Consider the following 25361-nt stretch of genomic DNA (forward strand, 5'->3'; position numbering starts at 1 on the left):
CGTCCCTTATTTGGCGACGCTGTTGCGCACCGTGTCGATCATGGCGCGTTCCTGTCTTTCTCTTTCTTCGGCCTCTGCCTGAGCGCGGGCGGCTTCTTCGGCGGCTTGCTGGCGCAGTGCCGCCTCTGCTGCCTCGATGGCCTGCATGACCGGCAACATCTGATCGAAGCGAAAATCATCCAGGGTGTCGCGCAGCCGCTCGGCATACAGCACATTATTGTCGGCATCGGCAATGATGATGGATGGCGCGGTGTAGCCGGACAGTGGGTATTCAGTGATCAGCACGCCAAAGTGCTTGTGGAAGTCACGACCGCGCAGGGTGGAGAGCAGGGTGACGCCGGGCAGCCCGCGCTCCTTGCGTACCCGACGCAGTGTCGAGGGGGAGTCGACCGTGACCACCACCACCTGAACCGTGGGCCAGCGCTCGAGAAAGCGCAGGGATTCCCGCAGCAGACGCATGCCGCCGTGTTCATCTTCATCCAGGGAAAGCAGGGTGATGATGGCCTTGGGCTGGCCGGAAAACTGGCCCAGTGCCACGTCATTGAATTGACCATCGACCAGCATGAAGCTCGGCAGATGAGAGCCCTGCGTCGGAAAGTCGCCGATCAGCGGCAGGATTTCCTCGCCATACAGCAGTCTGAACTGGTTCATCGCAAACTTCCTCCATGTTTCTTTCATGGTGGAAGCCGGACGGCGAAAAAACAAGGAAAGGTTCAGCGCGCAGCGTGATGCTGCGCCCGTCGGTCAGGGATAGAACCAGTACAGGCTGTAACCCTGGGCGTGGACCTTGCCGACATCGAAGCGCATCACGATCTTTTCTTCGCTGTTGGCGGCAAAGCTCTTGAGCTTCTGGCTGTCAGGCTTGAGATAGTCGCGCGGAGTGAAAACCTTGCGGATCAGGACCTGATTGTCGGCATCCTTCAGCGTGACTTCCAGCATGGGGAAGGCCTGGGGATAGCGGGCATGATTCTTCAGCGTTGCCGACAGCTGCACCAGGTTGGTGTGCTCGGGGACAAAGGACAGCTCGGACCATTCAGTACGGATGAACTCCGGATCGGTCGGGTAGGGGACGTTGCAGCCCAGCTTTTTGCACAGGCGCTCGAAGACCGGGCGGGTGTCCGGTGCCTGCGCCGCGATGGCCGTACGGTTGATGTAGACCAGCTGGGCGGCCAGCAGCAACAGGCCGATGAACGAGCCGAACAGGATCAGGATGGTCAGCCAGGGGTTGCTGCGTTTGCGGGCGGGTGTCTCGTCGCCGGCCGGGTCGAAGGCCGGCGCCTCGGCAATCATGGTCTCTTGCGGCAGCGGCGCGGTCTCGGCCAGTTCGGGTTCGATGGGGGCGGGAGCGCTGCGCCGGGTATCAAGTACCGCCGGCAGATCCTCTTCGTCAATCGGTGTCACCGGTGTTTCGGGGGCCGGCTGACGCGGTTCGGGGTCAAGCGCCATCTCGGCAAAGGGATTGCCGATCGGAGCGCTGGCCACCGGGTGTTGGTGCAGGGCTTCGTTGAGTGCCTGCTGGAAGGCCTCGACATCTGCCAGCGACGGTGCGCTGCTGTCAGGCTGTTCACTTGCCGGGGTTTCCGGCAGGCTGGCCGTCATGGGGTCGAAGTCCGGGACTTCCAGCTCGAAGTCGTCGATGTCCGGCGCGCTGTACGCTGCTGCCGGCGCTTGTGGTGCGGGGGCTGCCGGGGCGGCGGCAGGCGGGGGCTGGGCTGGTGCCGGCTGAGCCGGCGTCGTGACTGCGGCGGGGACCGGCGCAATCAGGTAATCGAGCGCATTGAAGACATGGGCACAGCGCCCGCAGCGCACCAAGCCTTTGGCGGCGGACAGTTGAACGTCACTAACCTTGAAGCGAGTCTGGCAAGCGGGGCACTGTGTTGTTTTGGTCATACCGTTTGTCGTCGGGTTCCGGTGAGTCGGGTCCATCCCTCGTCGAACACCGGCGGATCCATATCGAACCAGCCGGCATAAATCGCCGAGAGCTCATCAGCCTGTTCGGCAAGAATGCCGGACAGGACGATTCTACCACCGGTTTTGACATGGTTGGCTAGCATCCCGCCAAGCATGCGCAGCGGGTTGGCCAGAATATTGGCCAGCAAGACGTCAACCTGTACCGCCGGGGTATCGTCCGGCAGGCAGAACCGGGCGGAAACACCGTTCTGCGCGGCATTGTCCCGGCTGGAACGGACTGCCTGCGGGTCGATGTCGACACCGATGGTATCGCCGGCGCCCAGCTTGAGGGCTGCAATCGCCAGAATGCCCGAGCCGCAGCCGTAATCGAGGACCGTGGCACCCGGTGTCAGGTGGGCATCGATCCACTGCAGGCACAGTCGTGTGGTCGGATGGCTGCCGGTACCGAAGGCGAGGCCGGGGTCCAGCTGCAGGTTGACGGCATTCGGCGCCGGCGCCTCATGCCAGGTCGGGGTGATCCACAGCCGGTCCGAAATCCGGATCGGTTCGAACTGCGACTGGGTCAGACGCACCCAGTCCTGTTCTTCGATCCGTTCGGTCGTGAAGCCCGGCATCGCCAGCTGGCAGGCGTTGGCAGCGGCGGCGATCAGCAGGCCGACTTCGGCATCATGGGCAAACAGCGCAATAATGCGGCTTTGTGCCCACAGCCGGTCAACCGGCTCGCCCGGTTCGCCGAAGATCGGTTCTTCCTGCGCCGTACCGGCCCAGGCGTCCTCGATGGCGGCCGACAGGGCGCCGGCCTCCATCAGGGCATCCGCCAGCTTCTCCGCCACCTTGGAGTCGGTATCGATAGTGGCCTGGATCCACGCCATCAGATCGAGCCTTTCTTCATGTTGGCCAGACGTTCTTCCAGATAATGGATGCTGGTGCCGCCGCGGATGAAGGTGCTGTCCATGAACAGCTCCTGATGCAGCGGGATGTTGGTCTTGATGCCGGAAATCGCCATCTCGGACAACGCGACGCGCATACGGGCGATTGCCTGGTCGCGCGTGTCGCCGTAGGCGATCAGCTTGCCGATCATCGAGTCGTAATGCGAAGGCACGGTATAGCCCTGGTAGATATGCGAATCGATGCGGATGCCCGGGCCGCCGGCCGGGTGATAGCCGTCGATCTTGCCCGGAGAGGGCACGAAGGTGAACGGGTCTTCAGCGTTGATACGGCATTCCATGGCATGGCCGCGAATTACGATGTCCTTTTGCTTATAGCGCAACTTTTCACCGGCGGCGATGCGGATCTGCTCCTGGACGATGTCTACGCCGGTAATCATTTCGGTCACCGGGTGCTCGACCTGAACACGGGTATTCATTTCGATGAAGTAGAAGCCGCCATTTTCATACAGGAATTCGAAAGTGCCGGCGCCACGGTAGCCGATACGGCTGCAGGCATCGGCGCATACGGCACCGATCTGCTGGCGCTGCTTGTCGGTGATGCCCGGAGCAGGGGCTTCTTCGATGATCTTCTGGTGGCGACGTTGCATCGAGCAGTCACGTTCGCCGAGGAAGATGGCATTGCCGTACTCGTCGGCCAGCACCTGGATTTCGATATGGCGCGGCTGCTCGAGGAATTTCTCCATGTAGACCACCGGATTGCCGAAGGCGGCTTCGGCTTCGGCGCGGGTCATGCCCACGGCAGTGATCAGGGCGGCTTCGCTGTGGACGACGCGCATGCCGCGGCCACCGCCGCCGCCGGCGGCCTTGATGATGACCGGGAAGCCGACCTTGCGGGCGATACGGATGATTTCTTCCGGATCATCCGGCAGGGCACCATCGGAGCCGGGAACGCAGGGAACCTTGGCGGCCAGCATGGCATCCTTGGCCGATACCTTGTCGCCCATCAGGCGAATGGTTTCCGGGCGCGGGCCGATGAAGACGAAGCCGGATTGTTCGACGCGCTCGGCGAAGTCGGCATTTTCAGACAGGAAACCGTAACCGGGGTGGATGGCCTGGGCATCCGTGACTTCTGCCGCGGCGATGATGGCCGGGATGTTCAGATAGCTCTTGCCGGAAGGGGCGGGGCCGATGCAGACGGATTCGTCTGCCAGCTTGACGTATTTGGCTTCGCGGTCGGCCTCGGAGTGCACGACGACGGTCTTGATGCCCATTTCACGGCAAGCGCGCTGGATTCGAAGTGCGATTTCCCCGCGGTTGGCGATCAGGATCTTTTCAAACATGATTTGGCGTGTCCGTAGAAAGTCGGAACAAACAACAAGGGCACGGATGGTCGTGCCCTGTCATCTCTCGGGGTGCTCGTCGGCGATTACTCGATGACGAACAGCGCTTCGCCGTACTCGACCGGCTGGCCCTCTTCGACCAGGATCTTGGTCACGGTGCCGGCGCGATCGGATTCGATTTCGTTCATCAGCTTCATGGCTTCGATGATGCACAGGGTGCTGCCGACTTCCACCTTGTCGCCCACTTCAACGAACTTCTTCGCGCCCGGGCTCGGTGCGCGGTAGAAAGTGCCCACCATCGGCGACTTGACCAGCTTGCTGTCGTCGAGGGCGGCGCTGGCTGCCGGGGCGGCAGCGGCAGGTGCAGCGGCCGGTGCTGCCTGCTGGACGGGTGGCAACTGCACGGCATTGACCGGTTGTGCGTAGGCAATCTGGGCATTGGCCGAGACGCGGGTGATCCGCACTTTTTCCTCGCCTTCGGTGACTTCCAGCTCTGCAATGCCGGATTCTTCGACGAGGTCGATCAGTTTCTTGAGTTTACGCAGGTCCATTGAGTTGTCCTTCGGATGTTTTTATGTGGATACGTCAGGCCTGCACGGCCAGCCGGGTGATGGCATGCGCCAGCGCCAGCTCGTATCCATGAGCGCCAAGCCCGCAGATGACACCAACCGCCAGATCCGAGAAATAGGAATGTTGGCGGAACGGCTCACGGGCGTGCACGTTGGAAAGATGAACTTCGATAAAAGGCACCTTGACGCCTGCCAGCGCGTCGCGAATGGCCACGCTGGTATGGGTGAAGGCCGCCGGATTAATGATGACGAATTCGGTCTTGTCCGAGGCACAGGCGTGGATGCGCTCAATCAGCACATATTCGGCATTGCTCTGCAAAGCCTCAAGTTCGAAACCGGCCTGTCTGGCCTGTTCCTTGAGGCGCTGATTGATGGTATCCAGCGTGTCCCGTCCGTAGTGCTGCGGTTCTCTGGCGCCCAGAAGATTCAGGTTCGGGCCGTGCAGCACGAGGATTTTTCGGGTCAAGATGTTCGGTCCTTGGTTCAAATATTGGCCGCAAGTTTGCCGCACATGTCGGCAAAATGTCCAGCTTTGACTGCAAATCACCAGGGAATTTTCACCTGTCATTCAGCGGAGTTGCCGATGAAATGGAGCGAAAGCACTAGTTTGGCGCCTTTCGCTCGGGTGTGGCTATTGTGCGCCAACCGCACTGACCGGGGTTGATCTGAACCAAATTATGTTGATGCAAACGGAATAGATCAAACCTGTGCCGGGTCATTGAACCACAGGTATAATCGCTGCGTTTAAAGCTTCATGGATTGCCATGCACATTTCGCAATTTGACTATCACCTGCCGGAGCACCTGATCGCCCAGCACCCGCCGGCCGAACGCGGCGCCAGCCGTCTGCTGCACGTCGACGGTGCGACCCGTCACGACCGGATGTTTGCCGATTTCCTCGAGCTGATCCAGCCGGGGGATGTGATGGTATTCAATGATACCCGGGTCATCAAGGCCCGGCTGTTCGGCGAGAAGGCCAGCGGTGGCCAGGTCGAGGCGCTGATCGAGCGAGTCCTTGACGATCACACCGCGCTGGCGCATGTGCGTGCCTCCAAGTCCCCCAAGCCGGGCAGCCTGCTGACCTTCGGCGGGCAATGGCAGGCCGAGATGGTCGAGCGGGTCGGTGACCTTTTCAAATTACGCTTCCTGGCGTCCGAGCACCTGTTCGACATTCTGGAGCAGTCCGGCAAGCTGCCGCTGCCGCCTTATATCGAACGCAGCGCCGGCAACGAGGATGACGAGCGTTACCAGACGGTCTATGCCCGCGAAAAGGGCGCGGTGGCCGCGCCGACCGCCGGGCTGCATTTTACCGAGCGCATGCTGACCGCCCTTGAGGCGCGCGGCGTCAGGCTGTGCCGCGTGACCCTGCATGTCGGTGCCGGCACGTTCCAGCCGGTGCGGGTGGAGGATATCCGCGAGCACAAGATGCACAGCGAGATTTACGAGATTCCGCAGGAGACCCGCGACACCATTCTCGCGGCACACGCTGCCGGGCATCGTGTACTGGCCGTCGGTACCACCAGCCTGCGCGCGCTGGAGTCGGCGGCGCAGAGCGGGACGCTGACGGCCGGCCGGGGTGAGACCGATATTTTCATCACGCCGGGCTACCAGTTCCGCGTGGTGGATCGTCTGCTGACCAATTTCCACCTGCCCAAGTCGACACTCATGATGCTAGTGTCGGCGTTTGCCGGCATGGAGACCATCCGCGCAGCCTACCAGCACGCCGTGGATCACGAATACCGTTTCTTCAGCTATGGCGATGCCATGCTGCTGGAAAAGCACAAACCCTGACGGAGAACGCCAGCATGGCCGGACTGAAAAAAGGGGGCGCTCAACCGCTCGAACTGTGCCTGCATACCCGGACCCGGGTGCTGGAAATCAGTTTTGATGACGGCAAGCGTTTCGAATTGCCCAGCGAGTACCTGCGGGTCTACTCGCCGTCTGCCGAAGTGCGCGGTCATGGTGCTGGGCAGGAGGTGCTGCAGACCGGCAAGCGCCATGTGGCGATCACAGCCGTCGAGCCGGTGGGGCAATATGCCGTCAAGCTGGTGTTCGACGACGGCCACGACTCCGGGCTCTACAGCTGGGATTATCTGTATGAATTGGGGCAGGGCCAGGCGGACAACTGGCAGGCCTATCTGGACCGGCTCGAGGCAGCCGGTGCCAGTCGCGATCAATAACCACCGGCCCCCGGCAGGGGCCCGGCTCCGATACGCATCGGGCACGGCACAGCACGTGCGGACGACACAATAGGGAAGGCGGCATATGGACAAAACCACGCATTTCGGCTTCAAGACGGTCGCTGAAAGCGACAAGGCGCAGAAAGTCGCCGAGGTCTTTCATTCCGTTGCGCAGAAGTACGACGTGATGAACGACCTGATGTCCGGCGGCATGCATCGCATCTGGAAACACTTCACCCTGACCACCTCCGGCGTGCGTCGTGGCGACCGGGTTCTGGATATCGCCGGCGGGACCGGCGACCTGGCGCGCGGCTGGGCCGAACGGGTCGGCAAGGAAGGCGAGGTCTGGCTGACCGACATCAACAGCTCCATGCTGACCGTTGGCCGCGATCGCCTGCTGGATGCCGGCATGGTGCTGCCGGTGGCGCTGGCCGATGCCGAGAAACTGCCGTTCCCAGACCATTATTTCGACTGCGTGTCGGTGGCTTTCGGCCTGCGCAACATGACCCACAAGGATCTGGCGCTGGCGGAAATGTGCCGCGTGCTCAAACCGGGCGGCAAGCTGCTGGTGCTGGAGTTTTCCAAGGTCTGGAAGCCGCTGTCGCCGCTGTATGACCTTTATTCCTTCAAGGCCCTGCCGCTGATGGGCAAGCTGGTGGCCAACGATGCCGACAGCTATCGCTATCTGGCCGAATCGATCCGCATGCATCCCGACCAGGATACCTTGCGCCAGATGATGCTGGATGCCGGCTTCGGCAAGGTCGACTACCACAACATGACCGGTGGTGTCGTTGCCCTGCACAAGGGCTACAAGTTCTGATCCACGGGGAGACGGCATGAGTTCCAACCTGAGCAGCTGGCTGATGCTGGCCGGCGCCATCGCCGCGGAAGTCACGGCCACCAGTTCGCTCAAGATGGCGCAGGGCTTCACGCGCTTCTGGCCCTCGCTGGTGGTGGTGATCGGTTATGCCCTGTCTTTCTGGCTGCTGGCACGCGTCATGCAGCGGCTGGAGCTCGGTCTGGTGTATGCCGTCTGGTGCGGTGTCGGCATGGCGGTCGTCGCGGCCGTCGGGGTGATCGCCTATGGCGAAAGCCTGACCTTGCTGAAAGTGGCCGGCATCGTGTTTGTGACGATCGGTGTGATCATGCTCAGTTTTGCCGTCAAGTCGGCAGCCTGAGCGCGGAGGCGTTTTCATGCAACCTGCACTGGCCCTGTTCAATCACGTCCTCAACCAGCACCCGGCGGTGCGTGCGCAACTGGCCGAACTGGCCGGCCGGCGCGTGGCTCTGCAGCTGCCGCCGCTGAGCGTGGCCGGGGTCATCACCGACGAAGGCTGGCTGGCCGCCAGCGAAGGCGAACCGGAGGCCATCGTTGCGGTCAGGCCACTGGCGGCACTGGTAGCGCAGTGGCGCGGGCGAACTCCGGATTTTGCGGATCTGCAGCTGCATGGCGATGCCCAGCTGGCTCAGCGTTTCGGCCATCTGATCGGCAGTCTGCGCTGGTTGCCGGTCGAAGACCTGTCTCGCGTGGTCGGCGATGTGGCGGCACACCGGCTGGAGGGCTGGGCGCTGCAGGCCGCGGACTTCAGCCAGCAGGTCGGCTCGCGCCTGCTGGAGAGCTGGGTGGAACAGTTGCGCGAGGAAGCGCCCCTGCTGGCCCGTCGGCGTGATGTGGAACAATTTGTGACGGCCGTCGATACCTTGCGCGACGATGCCGCCCGTCTGGAAAAACGTCTGGCCCGGCTGGAAGCCGCAAGCCTGTCTCGGAGCGAGCCGGCGCAGCCGGCCTGAACAACATGCGGATAGCGCGCGCCTACAAGATTTTTGCCACCTTTTACCGTTTCGGACTCGACGATTTCTTTCGCGGCCACTCGCGGCTGAAATGGCTGCATGCACTTTGCCGCGTTCTGCCCTTGCCGCGTCAGCGCGGTCAGACCCTGCCGGTGCGGCTGCGTCTGGCGCTGGAGAGCCTGGGACCGGTGTTCGTCAAGTTCGGGCAGGTGCTGTCGACGCGGCGGGATCTGCTGCCAGCGGACTTCGCCGACGAACTGGCCAAGCTGCAGGACAAGGTGCCGCCTTTTGACGGCGCGCTGGCGCGTCAGGTCATCGAGCGCAGCCTGGGGCGACCGCTGGAAGCGGTTTATTTGGCGTTTGACGATGTGCCGGTGGCCAGTGCCTCGGTGGCGCAGGTGCACCATGCCTGGCTGCGCGAGGCCGATGGCCGTCGCGGGCGCGAAGTGGCCATCAAGGTGCTGCGTCCTGGCATCCAGCCGGTGATCGAACAAGACCTGGCCCTGATGCGTACCCTGGCGCGCATCGTTGAGGCTGGCTTCCCCGATGGCAAGCGCCTCAAGCCGGGCGAGGTGGTGGCCGAGTTCGACAAATACCTGCATGACGAACTGGACATGATGCACGAGGCGGCCAATGCCTCGCAGCTGCGGCGCAATTTCCAGGATTCGGACAAGCTGCTGGTGCCTGAAGTGTTCTATGACTACACCGCGCGCGATGTCCTGACGCTGGAATGGATGCGCGGCACGCCCATCGGTCAGATCGACAGGTTGCGTGCCGATGGTGTTGATCTGAAAAAACTGTCGCGCTTCGGGGTGGAGATCTTCTTTACCCAGGTGTTCCGTCACGGGTTTTTTCATGCCGACATGCATCCCGGCAATATCTTTGTCGCCGCGGACGGGCGCTATATCGCGCTGGATTTCGGTATCGTCGGCAGTCTGACCGAAGTCGACAAGCACTATCTGGCGATCAACTTCCTGGCGTTCTTCAATCGTGACTATCACCGGGTGGCGACGGCGCATATCGAGTCCGGCTGGGTGCCGGCCGATACCCGTCCGGAAGAACTGGAGGCGGCAGTGCGCACGGTCTGCGAGCCCTTCTTCGAGAAGCCGCTGTCGCAGATTTCCTTCGGCCTGGTGCTGCTGCGGCTGTTCGAAACCAGCCGGCGCTTCAATGTCGAAATCCAGCCGCAGCTGGTGTTGCTGCAAAAGACCCTGCTGAATATCGAGGGGCTGGGGCGTCAGCTTGATCCCGATCTCAATCTGTGGGATACCGCCAAGCCCTTCCTCACCAAGTGGATGAACGAGCAGATCGGCTGGCGTGGTTTTGTCCGGGCGCTGAAGAATGAGGCCCCGCAATGGGCGACCACCCTCCCGGCCTTGCCGCGCAGGCTGAACGACGCCCTCGGCGGCCGGACCCAGGATCTGCTGGTGCAAAGCTATGTCCTGCTGATGAAAGAGCAGAAGCGGCAGAACTTCCTGCTGACGCTGATTGCCATCCTGCTGGTGGCCTTGCTGCTCAAGGGCTTTCTCTAAGGCCCCCTCTGCGGTGTGCGCCCGGTATCTCCGTCTCCGGGCGCCCGCTTACCCCAATACCGCCATCACCACCCGGCGGTCTTCCGCCATCAGAATGTTGAAGCTGCGGCAAGCCGCCTGGGTGTCCATCACCTCCATGCCGATGCGGGCCTCCGCCAGGGCGGCAGACAGCCGCGGATGCGGAAAGCGCAGCTTTTCGCCGCTGCCGAACAATACCACTTCCGGCTCGAAGGCCAGCAGCGCCTCGAAGTCTGCCGGGCTCAGCGATTCAAAGCTGTCGGCCTGCCAGGGCACGATGCTGTCCGGGGTGATGATCAGATTGCCGCTGAAGTAATCCTGATTGATGCGGATGCGACCGGTCTCGTAGGCCGTGATCAAATTGCGGCCCGGCGCCGCTGCCTGATGCAGTTTCATGCTGATTTTCCGTCAGAAAATTAATGTGCCCGCGCTTGCGCGTTTAGGATAGGATTATAACTCGACCCCGGGCGCTGGCTAGCCGGATGCCGGGGGACAAAGAGACTATCAGGACCAAGCGCTCGGCAGGAGAGAAGCGCGCAAAAACAAGTAGATCGCCATGCAGCCAGTCAAAAAATCGCAGAAACTCGCCAACGTCTGTTACGACATTCGCGGCCCGGTGCTTGACCATGCCAAGCGGATGGAAGATGAAGGCCATCGCATTCTCAAGCTGAATATCGGCAATCCGGCCCCGTTCGGGTTTTTCGCGCCGGACGAGATCATCGAGGACGTCATTGCCAACCTGCAGGATGCGTCCGGCTATTCCGATTCGCGCGGCCTGTTCGCCGCGCGCAAGGCGATCATGCACTACGCCCAGGAAAAGCAATTGCCGAATGTCAGCATGGATGACATCTATATCGGCAATGGCGTGTCCGAACTGATCGTGATGGCCATGCAGGGTCTGCTGGACGCTGGCGACGAAGTGCTGGTGCCGGCGCCGGACTATCCGTTGTGGACCGCGGCCATCAGCCTGGCGGGCGGTCGCGCCGTGCACTATCTGTGCGACGAGCAGGCCGGCTGGTTCCCCGATATCGAGGACATGCGCGCCAAGATCACGCCCAATACCCGCGCCATCGTGGTCATCAATCCCAACAACCCCACCGGGGCGGTGTATCCGCCTGCGCTGCTGGCGCAGATCGTCGAGCTGGCACGACAGCACCAGCTGATCATCTATGCCGATGAAATCTACGACAAGGTGCTGTATGACGAGGCCTCGCATACCTCGATCGCCTCGCTGGCACCGGATGTGCTGTGCATCACCCTGAACGGCTTGTCGAAGAACTACCGGGCTGCCGGTTTCCGTGTCGGCTGGATGGTGGTGTCGGGCGAGAAGCAGGCGGCGCGCGACTATATCGAGGGGCTGAACATGCTGGCCTCGATGCGTCTGTGTTCGAACGTCCAGGGGCAATATGCCATTCAGACCGCGCTGGGCGGCTATCAGAGCATCAATGATCTGGTTCTGCCGACCGGGCGCCTGTGTCGTCAGCGCGATCTGGCCTGGGAGCGTCTGACCGCCATCCCGGGGGTGAGCTGCGTCAAGCCGAAAGGAGCGCTGTACCTGTTCCCGCGCCTCGATCCCAAGCTGTATCCGATTGCCGATGACCAGCAGTTCATCCTGGAGCTGCTGCGCGAGCAGCATGTACTGCTGGTGCAGGGTACCGGCTTCAACTGGATCAACCCGGATCACTTCCGTGTGGTGTTCCTGCCCAATACGGATGACCTGAATCAGGCCATGGACCGCATCGAGCGCTTCCTGGACGGCTATCGCATGCGCCACGCCTGACATCGCTTTGTCTCAACGCCTTGACCACGGGACGCGCAAGCGTCCCGTCATATAAAAAATAACGGACGATCGAGATCACTACTGTGGAGAAGCAAGGAATGAAACCAATCAATATCGGCCTGATGGGGGTGGGCACGGTGGGCGGCGGTACCGCCACCGTTCTCAAACGCAACGCCGAAGAAATCAGCCGTCGGGCCGGCCGGCGCATCCGCCTGTTCATGGCGGCCAACCGCGACACCCAGCGTGCGCGTGACCATGTTGGTCCCGAGGTCATCGTGGTCGACGATGCCTTCCAGATCGTCAACCATCCGGACGTCGACATCGTGGTCGAGCTGATCGGTGGCACCACCATCGCCCGCGAACTGGTGTTCAAGGCCATTGATAACGGCAAACATGTAGTGACCGCCAACAAGAAGCTGATCGCCGAGTATGGCAACGAGATCTTCGCCCGCGCCCAGGAGAAAGGCGTCATCGTGGCCTTCGAGGCCGCTGTGGCCGGGGGCGTGCCCATCATCAAGGCGCTGCGCGAGAGCCTGGCAGCCAACCGGGTCGAGTGGATCGCCGGCATCATCAACGGCACCGCCAACTACATCCTGAGCGAAATGCGCGAGAAGGGCACCAGCTTCGCCGATGCGCTGGCCGATGCCCAGCGGCTGGGCTATGCCGAGGCCGATCCGACCTTCGATATCGAAGGACATGATGCCGGTCACAAGCTGACCATCATGGCCTCGATCGCCTTCGGTATTCCGATGCAGTTCAGCAAGTGCTACCTCGAGGGCATCAGCCAGCTGACCGCCAAAGACATCAGCTATGCCGAGGAGCTGGGCTACCGCGTCAAGCTGCTGGGGCTGACCCGCCGCACCGACGATGGCATCGAGCTGCGCGTGCATCCGACGCTGATTCCGGAAAGTCGGCTGATCGCCAACGTCAACGGCGTCAAGAATGCCGTGCTGGTCAATTGTGATGCCGCCGGTCCGACGCTGTACTACGGTGCCGGTGCCGGCGCGCTGCCGACGGCCTCGGCCGTGGTGGCCGATATTGTTGACGTGACCCGTCTGCTGGCCGCCGATCCGGAGCACCATGTACCGCTGATGGCCTTCCAGCCGGATCAGCTGCATGATCTGCCCATCCTGCCGATCGATGAGGTGGTCAGCTCGTACTATCTGCGTATCCAGGCCATCGACCGTGCCGGGGTGCTGGCCAACATTACCCGCATCCTGGCCGAGGATGCGATTTCGATCGAGGCGGTGATCCAGAAGGGCTGCAGCCATGATGGCGCGGCTGAAGTGGTGATCCTGACTCATCGCGTCAAGGAAAAGTACGTCAATCACGCGATTGCCGCCATCGAGGATCTGGATAGCGTAGCGGGCCCGGTGGTGCGGCTGCGCATGGAAGAACTGACAGCCGGACAGGAGTAAGCGATGGACTATATCAGCACCCGTGGCGGCCTGGCACCCTCGCGCTTCTGCGACATCCTGCTGATGGGGCTGGCGCCGGATGGCGGACTGGTGATGCCTTCGCATTATCCGCGCATCGATCTGGCCACGCTGGCCGCCTGGCGCGAGTTGTCCTATGCCGAGCTGGCGTTCGAGATCATTCGCCTGTTCGCCGACGACATCCCGAGCGATGACCTGCGTGCCATCGTTCATCGTACCTACCGGCCGGAGGTGTTTGGCAGCGACGAGATCACCCCGCTGCGGCAGCTGTCGGACGGGCTGTGGGTGCAGGGGCTGTCCAACGGGCCGACGCTGGCCTTCAAGGACATGGCCATGCAGTTGCTGGGCAACCTGTTCGAGTACGTGCTGGTGCAGCGCGGTCAGCAGCTGAACATTCTGGGGGCTACCTCCGGCGACACCGGCAGTGCAGCCGAATATGCCATGCGCGGCCGGCAGAACATCCAGGTGTTCATGCTGTCGCCGCACGGCAAAATGAGTGCCTTCCAGCGCGCGCAGATGTTCTCGCTGCAGGATGAGAACATCCATAACCTGGCGATCGAGGGCATGTTTGACGACTGTCAGGACATCGTCAAGGCGGTTTCCAACGACGCGGCCTTCAAGTCGGCCCATGCCATCGGCACGGTCAACTCGATCAACTGGGCGCGGGTGGTGGCCCAGGTGGTGTACTACTTCAAGGGCTATTTCGCGGCAGCGGGCCAGATCGGCGAACGGGTCAGCTTCTGCGTGCCCTCGGGCAACTTCGGCAATGTCTGCGCCGGTCATATCGCGCGCCAGATGGGTTTGCCGATTGGTCGTCTGCTGGTGGCCACCAATGAAAACGACGTGCTGGACGAGTTCTTCCGCACCGGTCGCTACCGTCCGCGCGGCAGTGCCGAAACCCGGGTGACTTCCAGCCCGTCGATGGATATTTCCAAGGCCTCCAACTTCGAACGCTTCGTGTTCGAACTGGTTGGGCGCAACCCGGCCATGCTCAAGTCACTGTGGGCCAAGGTCGACAACGGCCGCGGTTTCGACCTGGGCGATGATCCGCTGTTCTCCGAAGTGGCGACCCGCTTCGGTTTCGCCTCGGGTCACAGCACACATGACGACCGGCTGGCGACGATTCGCCAGGTGGCCGGGCAGGATGGTCAGGTGCTGGATCCGCATACAGCCGACGGGGTCAAGGTGGCGCGCGAACTGCGCCGTACCGGCGAGACCGTGGTCTGCCTGGAAACGGCCTTGCCGGCCAAGTTTGCCGAAACCATCCGTGAGGCACTCGATCAGGATCCGCCGCGTCCGGCCGGGTTCGAGGGGCTGGAGGATCTGCCGCAGCGCTTCACCGTGCTGCCGGCCGATGTCGCCGCCGTCAAGCAGGTGATCGAAGCGCATTCCTGATCGGATCGTCGAATAGCCGATGAGCCAGCCCCGCCCGGGCTGGCTCTTTTTTTGTCAGATCACCGGATATTTGCTGACGGCGCTTGTTGATACATCACCATTCCGCGCTTTTCTCTGACCGTGCCCTTTTGACCAGGACTGTGGACGTGGATTTAATGGGCCGTTTCCTAACCGGAGTACAGGCCATGTCGCAGCAGAAGCCCCTCGGTCACGACACCCCTCTGACCGACTCACAAACCGATCGGAATGACCCGGCGACGGGACGTCTACCGTTTGCCTGCACACCCGGGCAGCTGGAGGAGGCCATGGCGTGGCTGGAGAGCACTTGTCCCGGTACACTGGCCAGCTTTCGTGCGCTGATGAGTGAGGCCATGCAGAGGGGAGAAAAGCATTTCCGCGAGATTCCGTACGATGAGATCGGCGCCTGCATCTTTGCCTTCTCCCAGTTGTCGTTCGTGACCAGCGCGGCGAAGCCCGATCAGGCCATGAACGAGCTGATCCTCGCCATGCTGGATCATCTCTGGGTCGGCCTGAGTCACTAGTCACGTCCGAATCCTCGCGCCAATCCGGGGCCAGTCTGCCCCGGATATCATGCCGCCCGCCCGGTAGACAGACTTACAAGCCCAGTTCCTGGATTTTGCGCGTCAGGGTATTACGTCCCCAGCCGAGCAACTGGGCGGCCTCGATCTTGCGCCCGGCGGTGTGTCCCAGTGCAGAAAGAATGCAGCAGGCTTCGAAACGACTGGTCAGGTCATCGATGATGCCGGTTTCCCCTGCTGCCAGACGGCGGCTGATTTCCGCCGACAGTCCCTTGAGCCAGTCCGCCTCCTGGGCGGACTGGCTGGCGGCCGGCAGCTCGGGCATGTCTGCCGTGGCGACCGTCGAGGCCGGATTCTTTAGCTCTGGCGGCAGATCCGAGACTTCAACGGTCTGGCCGGGAGCCATGACGGTGATCCACTGACAGAGGTTTTCCAGCTGGCGCACATTGCCCGGGAAGTCGTAATCGACGATGCACTGCATGGCCGCCGGGCTCAGCCGCTTGCTTTCCACGCCCAGGCTGGCTGCGCTGCGCGCCAGAAAGTGCTGCGTCAGCAGCGGGATATCCTCGCTGCGTTCGCGCAAGGGCGGCAGACGCAGGCGGATCACGTTGAGACGGTGGAACAGGTCTTCGCGGAACTGGCCATTGCGCACCCGTTCCTCCAGGTGCTGGTGTGTGGCCGCAATCACGCGCACATTGGCTTTGATCGGGGTGTGGCCCCCCACCCGGTAGAAGTGGCCGTCGGACAGGACGCGCAGCAGGCGGGTCTGCAATTCGGTCGGCATGTCGCCGATTTCGTCGAGAAACAGCGTGCCGCCCTCCGCCTCTTCGAAACGTCCGCGACGGGTGGCCTGGGCGCCGGTGAAGGCCCCCTTCTCGTGGCCGAACAGTTCGCTTTCCAGCAGATCCTTCGGGATGGCGGCGGTATTCAGGGCGATGAACGGGCGACCGGCACGCACCGAGTGCAGGTGCAGGGCCTCGGCAACCCGTTCCTTGCCCGTCCCGGACTCGCCGGTAATCAACACCGTGACGGTGGATTGCGACAGGCGGCCGATGGCGCGGAAAACATCCTGCATGGCCGGTGCCTGACCCAGTAGTACCGGCAGCGCGGCTTGCGGGGCAGGGGTGTCGTCATGCTGGCCCGACTCGGCCAGCGCGCGTTCGATCAGTTCGACCGCCTGATCGATGTCAAAGGGTTTGGGCAGGTACTCAAAGGCCCCCCCCTGGAATGCGGAAACCGCCGAGTCGAGGTCGGCATGTGCGGTCATGATGATGACCGGCAGTTGCGGATGGCGCTCCTTGACCCGGGTGAGAAATTTCAGCCCGTCGGTGCCGGGCATGCGGATATCGGAGATGATGACGCGCGGCTGTTCGTCCTCCAGGGCATTGAGCGCGTCGTCGGCGCTGGCAAAGCTGCGGTAGTCGATGGCGCTGCGGGCCAGGGCTTTTTCCAGGACCCAGCGAATGGCTTTGTCGTCGTCGATGATCCAGACCGGCATCGTTCAGTCTCCTTGCGCGCCAGGTGCGTTGGCGAGTGTTTGTTCTTGTTTGAAGGGCAGCATGACGGTAAAGCAGGTTTGTCCCGGCCGTGAATCGAACTCGATGCTGCCACCGTGCTGGTGCACATAGGCCTGAGCCAGGGTCAGCCCCAGGCCGGTGCCTTCGGCACGACCGGTCACTAGCGGGTAGAACAGGTGGTCGCGGATGTCTTCCGGAATGCCGGGGCCGTCATCGATGATTTGCAATTTCAGTGCCAGGTGGTGCCGCTTGCGTGCCAGGGTGGCCTGGCGTGCCACGCGGGTGCGCAGGATGACCCGGCCCTGACCCTTCATGGCCTGGATGGCGTTCTTGACGATATTCAGCACCACCTGGATCAATTGTTCCTTGTCGGCCACCAGCATCGGCAGGCTGACATCGTAGTCGCGCTGCATGGTCAGGCCTTGTGGATACTCGGCCAGGGCGATGCTGCGCACGCGCTCCAGGACCTCGTGAATGTTGACCTCGCTGACAACATGGCGCCGATGCGGCGCCAGCATGCGGTCAACCAGAGATTGCAGCCGCAGGGCCTCTTCCTTGATGACTTCGGTGTATTCCTTCAGTTCTGGCCGGTCCTGCAGCTCGTGTTCCAGCAGTTGCGCCGCGCCGCGGATGCCGCCGAGCGGGTTCTTGATCTCGTGCGCCAGGTTGCGGATCAGCTCGCGGTTGGCCTGATGCTGCAGCAGACGCCGTTCTTCATTGACGATGCGCAGCTGCTGGTCGAGCGAGCGCAGCTCGATCAGCGCCAGTCCCTCTCCCTGATCGATTGGCGTCACCGACAGGGCCAGATGCAGAGGCTGGGCGCCTTGCGCCGTGACCAGCTCCAGGTCGTGTTCGATATAGCTGGCATTGTGGGCAAAGGCGGTGGCCAGTGCCTGCTGCAGTGCCTCACAGGGCAGGAACAGCTCGGCGAGGTGATGACGCATGAGTTCGCGCCGTCCCAGACCGAGCAGGTTTTCACTGGCCGGATTGGCAAACACCAATTCACCATCGCGGCGCACGATCAGCACCGGGGTGTCGAGTAGTTCGAGTCCGGCAAAGCCGGGCGGCGTGTTTTCTGTTCCGGTCATGACAGGCTCTTGTCAGCTTGGGGCACGAAATCCATTGGCATGATTCAGTATGCACTGTTTTGGTGCGCTCTGGCGGGGGCCCGGAAAAAAACCCGCTTCCCTCACGGGAGAGCGGGTTTTCCAGACCGCACCCCGGGCGCGGTTCGGCACAATTACAGGCTGTAGTACATCGAGAATTCAACCGGGTGCGTGGTCATGCGCGCCAGGTTGACTTCCTGCATCTTCAGCTCGATGTAGGCATCAATCCACTCGTTGCTGAATACGCCGCCGCGGGTCAGGAACTCGCGATCCTTGTCCAGGGCATCCAGCGCTTCGTCCAGCGAGGCGCAGACGGTCGGGATCAGCTTGTCTTCTTCCGGCGGCAGATCGTACAGGTTCTTGTCGGCCGGGTCGCCCGGGTGGATCTTGTTCTGGATGCCGTCCAGACCGGCCATCAGCAGTGCCGAGAACAGCAGGTACGGGTTGGCCAGCGGATCCGGGAAACGGGCTTCGATACGACGGGCCTTGGGGCTGGCCACGTGCGGAATGCGGATCGAGGCCGAGCGGTTCTTGGCCGAGTAGGCCAGCTTCACCGGGGCTTCGTAGTGCGGAACCAGACGCTTGTACGAGTTGGTGCCCGGGTTGGCGATGGCGTTCAGTGCCTTGGCGTGCTTGATGATGCCGCCGATGTAGTACAGGGCGGTATCGGACAGGCCGGCATAACCGTCACCGGCGAAGGTGTTCTGACCGTCTTTCCAGATCGACTGATGCACGTGCATGCCCGAGCCATTGTCGCCGACGATCGGCTTCGGCATGAAGGTGGCGGTCTTGCCGTAGCTGTGCGCCACGTTATGCACCACATATTTGAGGATCTGGGTCCAGTCGGCGCGCTGGGTCAGCGTGGAGAACTTGGTCCCGATTTCGTTCTGGCCGCCGGTGGCCACTTCGTGGTGGTGGACTTCGACCGGTACGCCCAGCTCTTCCAGCAGCAGCACCATGGCCGAACGGATGTCCTGAGCGGAGTCGACCGGCGGTACCGGGAAGTAGCCGCCCTTGATGCCCGGGCGGTGGCCGGTGTTGCCACCTTCGAACTGCTGGGCCGAGGCCCAGGCACCTTCTTCCGACTCGATCTTGACGAAGCAGCCGGACATGTCGGCACCCCAGGTGACCGAGTCGAAAATGAAGAATTCCGGTTCCGGGCCGAAGTAGGCGGTATCGCCAATGCCGGTGGCCTTCAGGTAGGCTTCGGCGCGCTTGGCGATGGAACGCGGACAGCGGTCATAGCCCTTGCCATCGGCCGGGTCGACCACGTCGCAGCTCATGATGACGGTGGCTTCGTCGAAGAACGGATCGATCTTGGCAGTGGCCGGATCGGCCATCAGCAGCATGTCGGAGGCCTGAATGCCCTTCCAGCCGGCGATCGACGAGCCGTCGAACGCATGGCCGCGTTCAAACCAGGCTTCAGCATCTTCGGTCAGGACATGTGCCGGAATGGATACGTGTTGTTCCTTGCCGCGCGTGTCGGTAAAGCGCAGGTCAACAAACTTCACGTCGTTTTCCTGGATCAGTTTCACTACGTCTGCTACCGCCATGTTGATCTCCTAAATTGGGCTACTTGCTTCAAGGTGATGCCTGAAATGGTTGCTGGACACTGTCTAGCATGAAGCGTGCCAACCCTTTTCCGGACGGTAAATCCTTGTAGGGCGTGCTGGATACGCGTACGTCATGATACTGGCCGACCCATTTTAGTGCTGTCCCCGATTTTATGCACCAAAATGATGCATATCCGGCCCGAGTGAACAGGCATTGCCTTGTCTGCGCCTGCAACGGATAATCAAGACGTCATATTTTTGACCGCTGAGCGGGGAGTCTGTGATGGATCAGGTTCAGACAATTTTGCAACAGGCCGCCGGGCGAGCCGCCGCCATGGGGGCGCCGTATCAGGGGGCGCTGCTGCCGGAGGAAGCCTGGTACCTGATGCAGCACTTGCCGGGTGCGGTGTTGGTGGATGTGCGCAGTGCTGCCGAGTGGCAGTTTGTCGGCATGGTGCCGAATGCCGTCTGTGTCGAGTGGCGCAGTTATCCCGGCATGCAGCTCAACGGCCAGTTTCTCGCCCAGTTGCAGGCCCGTGTCGCACCGGAGGCGACGGTGATGCTGATGTGCCGCAGCGGTGCGCGCTCGGATGAGGCCGCACGTGTGGTGCAGGGGACCGGGTTCGCCGCGGTCTATAACGTGCTGGAAGGCTTTGAGGGGGATAAGGATGGCATGAGCCAGCGTGGCCACCTCAATGGCTGGAAAAAGCATGGCTTGCCCTGGGTACAGGGTTGAATGTGTTGATGCATGAGGCTGTCGCGGCTAAAGTAGCGGACAACCGCAGTAAACGGATTTCCAGAAAGCAGATCATGACCGAACGTTACGCCGTCATCGGTAACCCCGTAGACCATAGCCAGTCGCCTTTCATTCATGCCGAATTCGCCCGGGCCGAAAACCGGTCGATACGCTATGAGCGCTTGCAGGCTGCCACCGACCGTTTTGCCGATGTGGTCGCTGCCTTCGTCAAAACCGGGGGCTGTGGTCTGAATGTGACCTTGCCGTTCAAGGGGGACGCCTATCGTCTGGCGACCGAGCTGTCCGAGCGTGCGCGTGCCGCCGAGGCTGTCAACACCCTGACCTTCCGCGACGGCAAGGTGTTCGGCGACAACACCGATGGCGTGGGGCTGGTGCGGGACATCGTGGAAAACCTGGATTTCCCCATCGCAGGCAAGCGCGTGCTGATTCTTGGTGCCGGTGGTGCCGTGCGCGGCGTGCTCGGGCCTGTCCTGCAGGAAAAACCGGCCTCGGTCACCATTGCCAATCGTACCCTGATCAAGGCCGAGGCACTGGTGCACCATTTCGAGGCGCTCGGTCTGGGGCGCTGTGCCGCCTCCGCCTATGAGCAACTGGCCGGGCAGCATTTCGACATTGTGATCAATGGCACCTCCACCAGCCTGCACAACGAGCTGCCGCCGATCCCGCACGGTATTTTCACCACCCGCTCGCTGGCCTATGACATGGTATACAGCAGTGGTCTGACGCTGTTCCTGCAGCGCGCCCAGTCGGAAAATGCCGGCATGCTGGCCGATGGCCTGGGCATGCTGGTCGAGCAGGCCGCGGAATCCTTCCATATCTGGCATGGCGTCAAGCCGGAAACGCGCAAGGTGACGAATATGCTGCGCGAATTGCTGGCCTGACGATGCGCTGGTTCAGCAAGCTGCTGGCGGTCCTGGTGACCGCCTTTGCCTTATATAACCTGTGGATCTTCGGCCATATCGTTTACTGGCGCAGCCATAACCCGTCGGCCAGCGCCTTCATGAACGAGCAGCTGGCCAAGCTGCAGGAAGACGATCCCGAGGCCGAGCTGCGTCAGCAGTGGGTGGCCTACGAACAGATCTCGCCCAACCTCAAACGTGCCCTGATTGCCGCGGAAGACGCCAATTTTGTCGATCACGTCGGTTTCGACTGGGATGGCATCGAAACGGCCTTCGAGAAAAACCTGAAAAAGGGGCGTATTGTGGCCGGTGGCTCGACCATTAGCCAGCAACTGGCGAAGAATCTGTTTCTCTCCGACAAGCGCACGCCCTGGCGCAAGGCCGAGGAGGCGCTGATCACGGTGATGCTGGAGGCCGTGATGGACAAGCGCCGTATCTTCGAGATCTACCTGAATGTGATTGAATGGGGCAATGGCGTGTTTGGTGCCCAGGCGGCTGCGCGCTATTACTTCCATACTTCGGCGGCACGGCTCAGCGCTGGCCAGGCCGCCAAGCTGGCGGCCATGGTACCCAACCCGCGTTACTACGACGAGCACCGCAATGCGCCCGGACTGGGGCGCAAGACGCGCATTATTCTGCGGCGCATGCCGTACGCCGATCTGCCGGAATGACCCTGATGACGCCTACCATTGCTTCGGCGCTGCGCGCTTTTGCGCTGCCGCGCCTTGAGTCCCGTCTGTTGTTGATGCATGTCGTGCCGGATCTGACCCATGCCCGCATCGTCGCTTATCCGGAGCATGAGCTGCAGTCGGGCGTCTATGCGGCATTCTGCCGGCTGGCGCAGCGGCGTGTGGACGGGGAGCCGCTGGCCTATCTGCTGGGGCAGCGCGAGTTTTACGGTCGACCTTTTGCGGTTTCGCCGTCCGTGCTGATCCCGCGTCCGGAAACCGAACATCTGGTGGAGGCAGCGCTGGCGCGTCAGGGGCGCGGCCCGGCGCAGGTGCTGGATCTTGGCTGTGGCAGCGGCGCGATTGCCGTGACCCTGGCTCTGGAGGCCCCGCAATGGCAGGTGACGGCGGTAGATCTGTCGCCGGACGCCCTGGCGGTGGCACGGGGAAATGCCGAGCGCCTGCAGGCGACGGTCCGTTTTCATCAGGGCTCCTGGTTTGAGCCGCTGGCGTCGTCAGCGTGTTTTGACTTGATCGTGTCCAATCCGCCCTATATTGCGGCACAGGATCATCACCTGGGCGAGGGCGATGTGCGCTTCGAGCCGCGTATGGCGCTGACGGATGGTGCCGATGGACTGTCTTGTCTGCGCGCCATTGCTGCCGGGGCTCCCTCCCGCCTGCAGCCGGGGGGATGGCTGATGGTCGAGCATGGCTATGATCAGGGCGAGGCGGTCAGGGCCCTGTTTCTTGCGCAGGGGCTGCAGCAGGTTGAAACCTTGCCGGATCTGGCCGGCCTGGACCGGGTTACCCTCGGTCGTCGCTGCTGAAACAAAAAACCCGCCGTTAGGCGGGTTTTTTTACGTCGACGGCCTGTGCGGCTTAGTGCTCGTGGTGATGACCGTGCGCGCCATGGGCGTGGCCATGACCGATTTCGTCTTCGGTGGCCGGGCGGACTTCAACCACCTTGGCGGCGAAGCGAATGGTCATGCCGGCCAGCGGGTGGTTGGCATCTACCACGGCCTTGCCGTCAGCGATGTCGGTGACACGGAACAGCAGGATTTCGCCGCTTTCCGGATCATCGGCTTCGAACATCATGCCGACTTCGACGTCGGTCGGGAACACGTCGAGGGCTTCGACGCGGATCAATTCTTCTTCCGGTTCGCCGAAGGCATCATCCGGCGCCAGCTTCACATCAACCGATTCGCCGACGTCCTTGCCATGCAGCGCTTCCTCAACCAGCGGGAAAATACCGTCATAGCCACCGTGCAGATAGCTGATCGGCTCTTCGGTCTTGTCGAGCAGGTTGTTGTCGGCGTCGAACATCTCGTAATGGATGGTCACGACAGTATTTTTGGCGATTTGCATGAAAGTGATCCGTGCAGGAGGTAAAAAGGCTTGACGGTGAGATGGCGGTCATCGGCCGACAAGATAGTGGCGCAAGTGTAGCGCGTTTGTCGGCATTGTAAACCATTCGGTGCGGGAAGCCGAATGACGTGCCGATTCTGACTTTATTGATTGGTTTCATTCCACCCGGAAGAGGGCAACACCAAGTTTGATTTCTGTCCGCCAGCGAATCCATCGTGAGCTTATTAGAAGGCGCTCACCCTTGCGGTGTCGCCTGATGGCAACACTTTGCGTGGATCGCGCTTTTCCAAAATACCACCGGCTATCGGGTGGGTTTTATGCCGAGGAAAAGGATTTACGCATATTTGGTCTTGGCATTCTCGTGAATTTGTAGCACAATAACAACAAAATCTGTTCGTAATTGCGCACGTCGGCGGTTCGAAAACGTTACGAAGGACCTCGTGTCCTCCGTTTTGACTGTATTGTTGCTTTGCAATAAACTTTAGTCGCATTCGTTGTATTTTTGGACGTATTGCACTCTATGCAGTCTTTTTTTTCGTGCTACAATTTGCGCACTGAAGGATTTTCAGCCGTTCCCATCGTTTAGATGGCTGCGATTAAACTGACGTCTTGTTCAACTTATCTTCAAAGGTAAAGAAAAAATGAAACAGTCGCTCCTCGTTGCTGCCCTGCTGGCTGTAGCTCTGACCGCTTGCGGTAAGAAAGACGAAGCTCCTGCTGCTGACGCATCCGCTCCGGCTGCTGCCTCCGCTCCGGCCGCTTCCGCTCCGGCTGCTTCCGCTCCGGAAGCCTCTGCACCGGCTGCTTCCGCTCCGGCTGCTTCCGCTGCTAAGTAAGCGGAACTTGAGTAGTAATAAAAAACCGGCTTCGAGCCGGTTTTTTATTTGCCTGGTGAAATCATCGGGTAAATAAAAAAGCCCACGAATTGTTCGTGGGCTTTTTTTTGTGCCGACCGTCTTATTGCAGTTCGGCCTGCAGCTTGAGCAGCGCCGACTTGGCCGCGGCATCTTCCAGTACCTTGCCCTGCTTGTCGGTAATGGTGATGCTGGTGCTGCCCGGCGTGCTTTCCTTGACCCGGACCTGCATGTTGCCGTCGTCGCTGAGCAGCGGCTGCGGGGTGCTGCTGTGCCAGAAGGCCAGGCCGGACCAGAAGCCACCGCTGCTGTCCTTGTCCTTCTGATCCAGATCGCTCTTGGCCGGTTTGACGAAGTAGATGCCTTGCGAGCGGTCGCGGTCAGCGACCACCATGCCGACGCGGTCCAGGGCCAGGCCGACACGGCGCCAGGCGCGGTCGAAGCTGTCGCCGATGGTCAGGGTGCCATTGCTGATCGGATTGGTTTGCGCCTGAACCGGTGCAGTGACCTGCTTCAGTGTTGCCTTGGCCTGCTCTTCAGTCATGCCGAGGCGCATCATGAAGCGGCCGAGCATTTCGGCTTCCAGCTCCGGATCGACGGGGCGCGGCTGCCAGACGGTCTGGGTCTTGTCCTTGTCGGAGTAGACCTCGTCCAGCCCGCGATGCGAGAAGTACACCTCGGTGCTGCCATTTTCGCCCTTTTCCAGGCGAATGCGGAACATGTCGCGTTGCGAGGTGGAGTAGATGCCGCCCAGGCCGACTTTGTCGAGCAGGACGCGGATGCCGTCGTTCGGCAGCTTGGCGCGGTTTTCCGCCCAGTCGGTTTCCATCACGCCGATATCCGGCTCTTCCGTCTTGATCGTAAAGCCGCTGTCTTGCCAGAAGGCCTTGAGCAAGGGCCACAGCTGTGCCGGCGTCTTGTCGCCGACCACCAGCCAGCGCTGCGTGCCGGCGCGCATCATGCGGACCTTGTCGACGCTGACCGCAACCGTGTTGTCGCTGGCCGTGCTGGCGGTGACGCCGGCCGGTGCCGCGGGTTTGGGCATCTGGCTGGCCGAGGCCGAGCCGCTGCCCGGGATCGAATACTTGTCCTGGGCTTGCGGCGCAGTCAGATCCGGCGGGACTTCCAGCCCGCTGTCGGCTGCTTTTGCGGGGACGACTGACTCGAAGTTGGCTTTCTGGCTAAGCGGTTCACTGGTGCTGCAACCTGCGATCAGGCCGGTTGCCAGCAGAATCGCGGCAGGCGCGGTTCGTTTCATGCGA

26 protein-coding genes are annotated in these 25361 nt (G+C 61.8%); 14 read left to right on the plus strand and 12 right to left on the minus strand.

From position 1 onward, the window contains the following. Positions 1-6: 6 nt before the first annotated feature. The 6 genes from JNO51_RS03100 to aroQ form a co-directional block, all read right to left on the minus strand. The gene (locus JNO51_RS03100) at positions 7-651 is read right to left on the minus strand and encodes a redoxin family protein (RefSeq protein ID WP_215781227.1); all 645 of its coding nucleotides are present in this window, start codon (positions 649-651) and stop codon (positions 7-9) included. Positions 652-744: 93 nt separating this feature from the next. Beyond that, the gene (locus JNO51_RS03105) at positions 745-1890 is read right to left on the minus strand and encodes a DUF3426 domain-containing protein (protein ID WP_215781229.1); all 1146 of its coding nucleotides are present in this window, start codon (positions 1888-1890) and stop codon (positions 745-747) included. After that, on the minus strand, positions 1887-2783 hold the full coding sequence (gene prmA / locus JNO51_RS03110; RefSeq protein ID WP_215781231.1) for a 50S ribosomal protein L11 methyltransferase: 897 nt from the start codon (positions 2781-2783) through the stop codon (positions 1887-1889). The genes JNO51_RS03105 and prmA overlap by 4 nt, the downstream gene beginning before the upstream one ends. Further along, entirely contained in the window at positions 2783-4141 is a 1359-nt protein-coding gene (accC, locus tag JNO51_RS03115; RefSeq protein ID WP_215781234.1) for an acetyl-CoA carboxylase biotin carboxylase subunit, read from the minus strand. Before accC ends, prmA begins: the two co-directional genes overlap by 1 nt. 86 nt (positions 4142-4227) lie before the next feature. Further along, the gene (accB, locus tag JNO51_RS03120; protein WP_215781237.1) at positions 4228-4692 is read right to left on the minus strand and encodes an acetyl-CoA carboxylase biotin carboxyl carrier protein; all 465 of its coding nucleotides are present in this window, start codon (positions 4690-4692) and stop codon (positions 4228-4230) included. Between the two features lie 34 nt (positions 4693-4726). Beyond that, complete coding sequence (gene aroQ, locus JNO51_RS03125) at positions 4727-5176, minus strand: type II 3-dehydroquinate dehydratase (RefSeq protein WP_252346170.1); 450 nt, start codon at positions 5174-5176, stop codon at positions 4727-4729. A gap of 298 nt (positions 5177-5474) precedes the next feature. Between aroQ and queA the strand changes: the two genes are divergently transcribed. The 6 genes from queA to ubiB all read left to right on the plus strand — a co-directional run bounded on the left by queA (position 5475) and on the right by ubiB (position 10212). Then, a complete protein-coding gene (gene queA, locus JNO51_RS03130) occupies positions 5475-6500 on the plus strand; it encodes a tRNA preQ1(34) S-adenosylmethionine ribosyltransferase-isomerase QueA (protein WP_215781241.1) in 1026 nt (341 codons plus the stop codon). Between the two features lie 14 nt (positions 6501-6514). Beyond that, complete coding sequence (locus JNO51_RS03135) at positions 6515-6889, plus strand: gamma-butyrobetaine hydroxylase-like domain-containing protein (protein ID WP_215781243.1); 375 nt, start codon at positions 6515-6517, stop codon at positions 6887-6889. An 85-nt stretch (positions 6890-6974) separates the two neighbouring features. Beyond that, positions 6975-7709, plus strand: coding sequence for a bifunctional demethylmenaquinone methyltransferase/2-methoxy-6-polyprenyl-1,4-benzoquinol methylase UbiE (ubiE, locus tag JNO51_RS03140; protein WP_215781246.1), 735 nt, complete (start codon positions 6975-6977; stop codon positions 7707-7709). A gap of 16 nt (positions 7710-7725) precedes the next feature. Beyond that, the gene (locus tag JNO51_RS03145; RefSeq protein WP_215781248.1) at positions 7726-8067 is read left to right on the plus strand and encodes a multidrug efflux SMR transporter; all 342 of its coding nucleotides are present in this window, start codon (positions 7726-7728) and stop codon (positions 8065-8067) included. Between the two features lie 16 nt (positions 8068-8083). Next, a complete protein-coding gene (locus JNO51_RS03150) occupies positions 8084-8680 on the plus strand; it encodes an SCP2 domain-containing protein (protein ID WP_215781250.1) in 597 nt (198 codons plus the stop codon). 5 nt (positions 8681-8685) lie between these two features. After that, on the plus strand, positions 8686-10212 hold the full coding sequence (gene ubiB / locus JNO51_RS03155; RefSeq protein ID WP_215781252.1) for a ubiquinone biosynthesis regulatory protein kinase UbiB: 1527 nt from the start codon (positions 8686-8688) through the stop codon (positions 10210-10212). Positions 10213-10260: 48 nt separating this feature from the next. Here ubiB and JNO51_RS03160 read toward each other — a convergent pair whose 3' ends face one another. Further along, positions 10261-10626, minus strand: a complete 366-nt coding sequence (locus JNO51_RS03160; protein ID WP_215781255.1) for an Mth938-like domain-containing protein — start codon at positions 10624-10626, stop codon at positions 10261-10263. 160 nt (positions 10627-10786) lie between these two features. Here JNO51_RS03160 and JNO51_RS03165 point away from each other — a divergent pair, with 160 nt between their 5' ends. From JNO51_RS03165 to JNO51_RS03180, 4 genes are all read left to right on the plus strand, one after another. Beyond that, entirely contained in the window at positions 10787-12010 is a 1224-nt protein-coding gene (locus JNO51_RS03165) for a pyridoxal phosphate-dependent aminotransferase (RefSeq protein ID WP_215781258.1), read from the plus strand. Between the two features lie 98 nt (positions 12011-12108). Next, positions 12109-13428 carry a homoserine dehydrogenase gene (locus JNO51_RS03170; RefSeq protein ID WP_215781260.1) on the plus strand — a complete coding sequence of 440 codons (1320 nt, stop codon included), beginning with the start codon at positions 12109-12111 and terminating at the stop codon, positions 13426-13428. A gap of 3 nt (positions 13429-13431) precedes the next feature. Continuing rightward, the gene (thrC, locus tag JNO51_RS03175; protein WP_215781262.1) at positions 13432-14841 is read left to right on the plus strand and encodes a threonine synthase; all 1410 of its coding nucleotides are present in this window, start codon (positions 13432-13434) and stop codon (positions 14839-14841) included. Positions 14842-15026: 185 nt separating this feature from the next. After that, positions 15027-15383 carry a hypothetical protein gene (locus JNO51_RS03180; protein ID WP_215781265.1) on the plus strand — a complete coding sequence of 119 codons (357 nt, stop codon included), beginning with the start codon at positions 15027-15029 and terminating at the stop codon, positions 15381-15383. Positions 15384-15456: 73 nt separating this feature from the next. On the opposite strand, the gene ntrC is transcribed toward JNO51_RS03180, so the two are convergent. From ntrC to glnA, 3 genes are all read right to left on the minus strand, one after another. After that, positions 15457-16878, minus strand: a complete 1422-nt coding sequence (gene ntrC, locus JNO51_RS03185) for a nitrogen regulation protein NR(I) (protein WP_215781267.1) — start codon at positions 16876-16878, stop codon at positions 15457-15459. Between the two features lie 3 nt (positions 16879-16881). Then, a complete protein-coding gene (gene glnL / locus JNO51_RS03190; protein WP_215781269.1) occupies positions 16882-17985 on the minus strand; it encodes a nitrogen regulation protein NR(II) in 1104 nt (367 codons plus the stop codon). A gap of 152 nt (positions 17986-18137) precedes the next feature. Beyond that, entirely contained in the window at positions 18138-19556 is a 1419-nt protein-coding gene (glnA, locus tag JNO51_RS03195; protein ID WP_215781271.1) for a type I glutamate--ammonia ligase, read from the minus strand. A 283-nt stretch (positions 19557-19839) separates the two neighbouring features. On the opposite strand from glnA, the gene JNO51_RS03200 reads away from it, so the two are divergent. From JNO51_RS03200 to prmC, 4 genes are all read left to right on the plus strand, one after another. Continuing rightward, entirely contained in the window at positions 19840-20292 is a 453-nt protein-coding gene (locus JNO51_RS03200; protein ID WP_215781274.1) for a rhodanese-like domain-containing protein, read from the plus strand. 74 nt (positions 20293-20366) lie between these two features. Beyond that, a complete protein-coding gene (gene aroE, locus JNO51_RS03205; RefSeq protein WP_215781276.1) occupies positions 20367-21194 on the plus strand; it encodes a shikimate dehydrogenase in 828 nt (275 codons plus the stop codon). 2 nt (positions 21195-21196) lie between these two features. Next, positions 21197-21883: a monofunctional biosynthetic peptidoglycan transglycosylase gene (gene mtgA / locus JNO51_RS03210; protein ID WP_215781279.1), complete on the plus strand. Its 687-nt coding sequence runs from the start codon at positions 21197-21199 to the stop codon at positions 21881-21883. Positions 21884-21888: 5 nt separating this feature from the next. Continuing rightward, entirely contained in the window at positions 21889-22707 is an 819-nt protein-coding gene (prmC, locus tag JNO51_RS03215) for a peptide chain release factor N(5)-glutamine methyltransferase (protein WP_215781281.1), read from the plus strand. Positions 22708-22759: 52 nt separating this feature from the next. Here the strand turns inward: prmC and JNO51_RS03220 are convergent, their stop codons facing one another. Next, positions 22760-23245, minus strand: coding sequence for a peptidylprolyl isomerase (locus JNO51_RS03220; protein WP_215781283.1), 486 nt, complete (start codon positions 23243-23245; stop codon positions 22760-22762). 957 nt (positions 23246-24202) lie between these two features. After that, positions 24203-25357, minus strand: a complete 1155-nt coding sequence (gene bamC, locus JNO51_RS03225; protein WP_215781286.1) for an outer membrane protein assembly factor BamC — start codon at positions 25355-25357, stop codon at positions 24203-24205. Positions 25358-25361 lie beyond the last annotated feature (4 nt).

It is taken from the genome of Paludibacterium sp. B53371 (assembly GCF_018802765.1).
Taxonomy (GTDB): Bacteria; Pseudomonadota; Gammaproteobacteria; order Burkholderiales; family Chromobacteriaceae; genus Paludibacterium.

What these genes read in the sequence shown, in the direction of transcription:
- bamC (WP_215781286.1), bottom strand. Translation starts at nt 25,357, where the DNA reads ATGAAACGAACCGCGCCTGCCGCGATTCTGCTGGCAACCGGCCTGATC.
- prmC (WP_215781281.1), top strand. Translation starts at nt 21,889, where the DNA reads ATGACGCCTACCATTGCTTCGGCGCTGCGCGCTTTTGCGCTGCCGCGC.
- ntrC (WP_215781267.1), bottom strand. Translation starts at nt 16,878, where the DNA reads ATGCCGGTCTGGATCATCGACGACGACAAAGCCATTCGCTGGGTCCTG.
- prmA (WP_215781231.1), bottom strand. Translation starts at nt 2,783, where the DNA reads ATGGCGTGGATCCAGGCCACTATCGATACCGACTCCAAGGTGGCGGAG.
- glnL (WP_215781269.1), bottom strand. Translation starts at nt 17,985, where the DNA reads ATGACCGGAACAGAAAACACGCCGCCCGGCTTTGCCGGACTCGAACTA.
- ubiE (WP_215781246.1), top strand. Translation starts at nt 6,975, where the DNA reads ATGGACAAAACCACGCATTTCGGCTTCAAGACGGTCGCTGAAAGCGAC.
- JNO51_RS03165 (WP_215781258.1), top strand. Translation starts at nt 10,787, where the DNA reads ATGCAGCCAGTCAAAAAATCGCAGAAACTCGCCAACGTCTGTTACGAC.
- JNO51_RS03160 (WP_215781255.1), bottom strand. Translation starts at nt 10,626, where the DNA reads ATGAAACTGCATCAGGCAGCGGCGCCGGGCCGCAATTTGATCACGGCC.
- accC (WP_215781234.1), bottom strand. Translation starts at nt 4,141, where the DNA reads ATGTTTGAAAAGATCCTGATCGCCAACCGCGGGGAAATCGCACTTCGA.
- ubiB (WP_215781252.1), top strand. Translation starts at nt 8,686, where the DNA reads ATGCGGATAGCGCGCGCCTACAAGATTTTTGCCACCTTTTACCGTTTC.
- JNO51_RS03150 (WP_215781250.1), top strand. Translation starts at nt 8,084, where the DNA reads ATGCAACCTGCACTGGCCCTGTTCAATCACGTCCTCAACCAGCACCCG.
- mtgA (WP_215781279.1), top strand. Translation starts at nt 21,197, where the DNA reads ATGCGCTGGTTCAGCAAGCTGCTGGCGGTCCTGGTGACCGCCTTTGCC.
- JNO51_RS03145 (WP_215781248.1), top strand. Translation starts at nt 7,726, where the DNA reads ATGAGTTCCAACCTGAGCAGCTGGCTGATGCTGGCCGGCGCCATCGCC.
- JNO51_RS03180 (WP_215781265.1), top strand. Translation starts at nt 15,027, where the DNA reads ATGTCGCAGCAGAAGCCCCTCGGTCACGACACCCCTCTGACCGACTCA.
- JNO51_RS03200 (WP_215781274.1), top strand. Translation starts at nt 19,840, where the DNA reads ATGGATCAGGTTCAGACAATTTTGCAACAGGCCGCCGGGCGAGCCGCC.
- glnA (WP_215781271.1), bottom strand. Translation starts at nt 19,556, where the DNA reads ATGGCGGTAGCAGACGTAGTGAAACTGATCCAGGAAAACGACGTGAAG.
- JNO51_RS03135 (WP_215781243.1), top strand. Translation starts at nt 6,515, where the DNA reads ATGGCCGGACTGAAAAAAGGGGGCGCTCAACCGCTCGAACTGTGCCTG.
- queA (WP_215781241.1), top strand. Translation starts at nt 5,475, where the DNA reads ATGCACATTTCGCAATTTGACTATCACCTGCCGGAGCACCTGATCGCC.
- JNO51_RS03105 (WP_215781229.1), bottom strand. Translation starts at nt 1,890, where the DNA reads ATGACCAAAACAACACAGTGCCCCGCTTGCCAGACTCGCTTCAAGGTT.
- thrC (WP_215781262.1), top strand. Translation starts at nt 13,432, where the DNA reads ATGGACTATATCAGCACCCGTGGCGGCCTGGCACCCTCGCGCTTCTGC.
- JNO51_RS03170 (WP_215781260.1), top strand. Translation starts at nt 12,109, where the DNA reads ATGAAACCAATCAATATCGGCCTGATGGGGGTGGGCACGGTGGGCGGC.
- JNO51_RS03220 (WP_215781283.1), bottom strand. Translation starts at nt 23,245, where the DNA reads ATGCAAATCGCCAAAAATACTGTCGTGACCATCCATTACGAGATGTTC.
- aroE (WP_215781276.1), top strand. Translation starts at nt 20,367, where the DNA reads ATGACCGAACGTTACGCCGTCATCGGTAACCCCGTAGACCATAGCCAG.
- accB (WP_215781237.1), bottom strand. Translation starts at nt 4,692, where the DNA reads ATGGACCTGCGTAAACTCAAGAAACTGATCGACCTCGTCGAAGAATCC.
- JNO51_RS03100 (WP_215781227.1), bottom strand. Translation starts at nt 651, where the DNA reads ATGAACCAGTTCAGACTGCTGTATGGCGAGGAAATCCTGCCGCTGATC.